This window comes from Flavobacterium sp. ACAM 123 (genome assembly GCF_000264055.1).
GTDB lineage: Bacteria > Bacteroidota > Bacteroidia > Flavobacteriales > Flavobacteriaceae > Flavobacterium.
In genome coordinates this window covers 1-2,731 of sequence record NZ_AJXL01000194.1, presented here as the reverse complement: position 1 = coordinate 2,731, position 2,731 = coordinate 1, and the positions used below count along the sequence as shown (strand labels likewise).

The window sequence follows — 2,731 nt, the reverse complement described above, 5'->3', positions numbered from 1 at the left end:
CTTCCCTTGTAAAACGGGAATAAAAATAGAATTAAAAGAAACGAAGGAACAAAACCAAGAATAACTAAAGCGTGCGGAATTAAAATTTATTTATTTATTTTCTAAATTTACAGTCGTTTTATTTTTTTTAAATGGGAGAATGTTAAGTAAGTCAAATCTAATCTATTTCTTCGTAATCGACATACTCTCCTACTTTTTTGGTTTCTCGTGGTTTTTTAGAATTTGAGCTATTGTATATTACATCATCACCGGACTGCCCTTTTTTCCATGAAGTGTCTTGTGACTCTTCTTGTTGCTTTTGCTGGTATTTTTCTCCCGCCTTCTCTACGACTTTTTTAACTAATAAGGGCAAAAGTAATTTTGCCAAAAACTTAAAAATATAATAGAAAGCCAGAATGTAAAACAGTATTCTTATAAAACCCGTAAAGGATGCAGTTTGCATAATTAAATATTTTTTAGCAAAATTAATAAAACCATCCCGAAATTTCAGGACAAAATTAAAATATCATTCATAAATAAATGATAAAATAGAGTACATTTGAGCAGCTTTATTAGTTTTAAACTCCTAAACAATATGTACAAAACTTAAAATAGTACTTGCTACTGTTATTTTTATGTTTCCAATAAGTCATTATGGGCAACATACTGATCAGATTAATTCAAACAGACCTGGTGAAACAATGTCGGCATTCGCAGTTGGAAAGTCTGTCATTCAGGTAGAAACAGGTGTTTACGGCATCAAAGAAAACCACCGTCTATTGGAGTATGACGCTACCGGATTCGGATTAGATTTGACTTTTCGATACGGTGCATTATTGGAGCGGCTGGAATTAATAGCCGATCTGCAATACCAAAATGAAAACTTCATCACGCCATTTAGTAGTACTAACAAATCCGCGCTAAAACAAACTGTTTTAGGTGCAAAATACCTCATCTACGATCCATTTAAAAATTATGAGAAGAACGTAAATATTTACAGTTGGAAGGCCAATCATTCTTTCAATTGGCATCAATTAATTCCAGCAGTATCCGTTTTTGCTGGAGCAAACTTTACCATGAAAAATAATCCTTATTATTTTTCTCCTGATGCCAGTATTTCTCCAAAAGCTATGCTGATCACTCAAAATCATCTTGGTGATGGAACATGGGTATTCGTGACGAACGTCATAGCAGATTATATTGCTACTGATTATCCAACTTATGGATATGTGGTAACATTGACAAAAGGGTTTAATGATAAATGGTCCGGTTTTGTTGAAAATCAAGGGTTTAAAAGTGATTTTTATAGCGACGCTATCCTTAGGGGAGGCGCTGCTTACCTACTAAACAAAGATATGCAAATTGATGCCTCTATAAGCACCAATTTCAAAGACACACCGACAGTGCTTTACGGTGGTGTTGGGTTTTCTTGGCGCTATGACGCTAACTATAAAGAAGTACGAATGAGCATTGATAGCGGTGACAATTCCAAATCAAAGGCGGAGAAAAAAGCGGAGAAGAAGAGCAAAAAACGTAAAGACGAAATTGAATCTACACAATAAAAACCTACAATGATTACAATAAAAGAAGCGATTACAAAAAGCGAATTAACCGATTATATCAAATTCCCTTTCTCCTTATATAAAGACAACGAATTCTGGGTCCCACCAATTATTGCAGATGAGTTGGAATCTTTTGACAAAACTAAAAATCCTGCTTTCGAGAATGCAGAAGCTTATTTTTATCTTGCCTATAGAAATAATGAGATTGTTGGACGCGTTTCGGCGATTGTCAATTGGAGCGAGGTAAATGATCAACAAAAAAAGAAAGTCCGTTTTGGCTGGTTTGATGTAATTGATGATATTGAAGTTACAAAGGCGCTTTTAGAAAAGGTATATGAACTAGGAAAAAAAAATGATCTCGAGTTTGTGGAAGGTCCAATGGGATTTTCTAATTTGGATAAAGTAGGAGTCCTTACAGAAGGCTTTGATCAGTTAGGAACGATGATCACCTGGTACAACTACCCCTACTACGCTACCCATTTTGAACAACTAGGCTATAAAATGGAAAAAGAATACGTCGAAAGTAAATTTCCTTTTTCGAATGTAAAACCGGAGTTTTTCGAGAAGGCGAATGATTTGGTAAAAAGAAGATACCAACTCACTCCACTGAATTTTAAGACGACCAAAGAGGTCATGCCGTATGTTGATAAAATGTTTGATTTATTCAATGAATCTTATGCTTCACTATCTTCTTTTGTAGCCATAACTCCTATACAGAAAGAATATTTCAAGAAAAAATACATCAGCTTAATTAATCCGGAATACATCAAATTTGTAGAAGACAAAAACCGTAATATTGTTGCGTTCAGTATTGTCATGCCTTCGTTTTCTAAAGCCTTGCAAAAAACAAAAGGAAAATTATTCCCTTTTGGTTTTATACATTTACTCAAAGCTAAAAAACAGAGTAAAGATGTCGTTTTTTATTTAATTGGTGTACATCCTGATTATCAAAATAAGGCGGTCACAGCCATCATTTTCAACGAATACTACCATACCTTCAAAGAACGAGGCGTAGAAAACTGCTTCCGCACACCTGAACTTGCGGACAACACGGCAATTCATAATCTATGGAAACATTTCAATACAGAAATTAATTGCCGAAGAAAAACGTTTAGGATAGAGCTTTAAGAACGTGCTCCGTTTTGAACTCTTATCAACACCATTTACTAAAGCTTGCAGGTATAAAAAAA

The 2,731-nt window shown here is 34.5% G+C and carries 3 protein-coding genes; 2 read left to right on the top strand and 1 reads right to left on the bottom strand.

Features of this window, described 5'->3' with window-relative positions; all coding sequences use genetic code 11:
- Nucleotides 1–157: 157 nt before the first annotated feature.
- The gene (locus tag A3SG_RS0118050) at nucleotides 158–442 is read right to left on the bottom strand and encodes a DUF4834 family protein (RefSeq protein WP_016991395.1); all 285 of its coding nucleotides are present in this window, start codon (nucleotides 440–442) and stop codon (nucleotides 158–160) included.
- Between the two features lie 172 nt (nucleotides 443–614).
- Here A3SG_RS0118050 and A3SG_RS0118045 point away from each other — a divergent pair, with 172 nt between their 5' ends.
- On the top strand, nucleotides 615–1,541 hold the full coding sequence (locus A3SG_RS0118045) for a transporter (RefSeq protein WP_016991394.1): 927 nt from the start codon (nucleotides 615–617) through the stop codon (nucleotides 1,539–1,541).
- 9 nt (nucleotides 1,542–1,550) lie between these two features.
- Nucleotides 1,551–2,669 carry a hypothetical protein gene (locus A3SG_RS0118040; RefSeq protein ID WP_016991393.1) on the top strand — a complete coding sequence of 373 codons (1,119 nt, stop codon included), beginning with the start codon at nucleotides 1,551–1,553 and terminating at the stop codon, nucleotides 2,667–2,669.
- Nucleotides 2,670–2,731 lie beyond the last annotated feature (62 nt).

What these genes read in the sequence shown, in the direction of transcription:
- A3SG_RS0118050 (WP_016991395.1), bottom strand. Translation starts at nt 442, where the DNA reads ATGCAAACTGCATCCTTTACGGGTTTTATAAGAATACTGTTTTACATT.
- A3SG_RS0118045 (WP_016991394.1), top strand. Translation starts at nt 615, where the DNA reads ATGTTTCCAATAAGTCATTATGGGCAACATACTGATCAGATTAATTCA.
- A3SG_RS0118040 (WP_016991393.1), top strand. Translation starts at nt 1,551, where the DNA reads ATGATTACAATAAAAGAAGCGATTACAAAAAGCGAATTAACCGATTAT.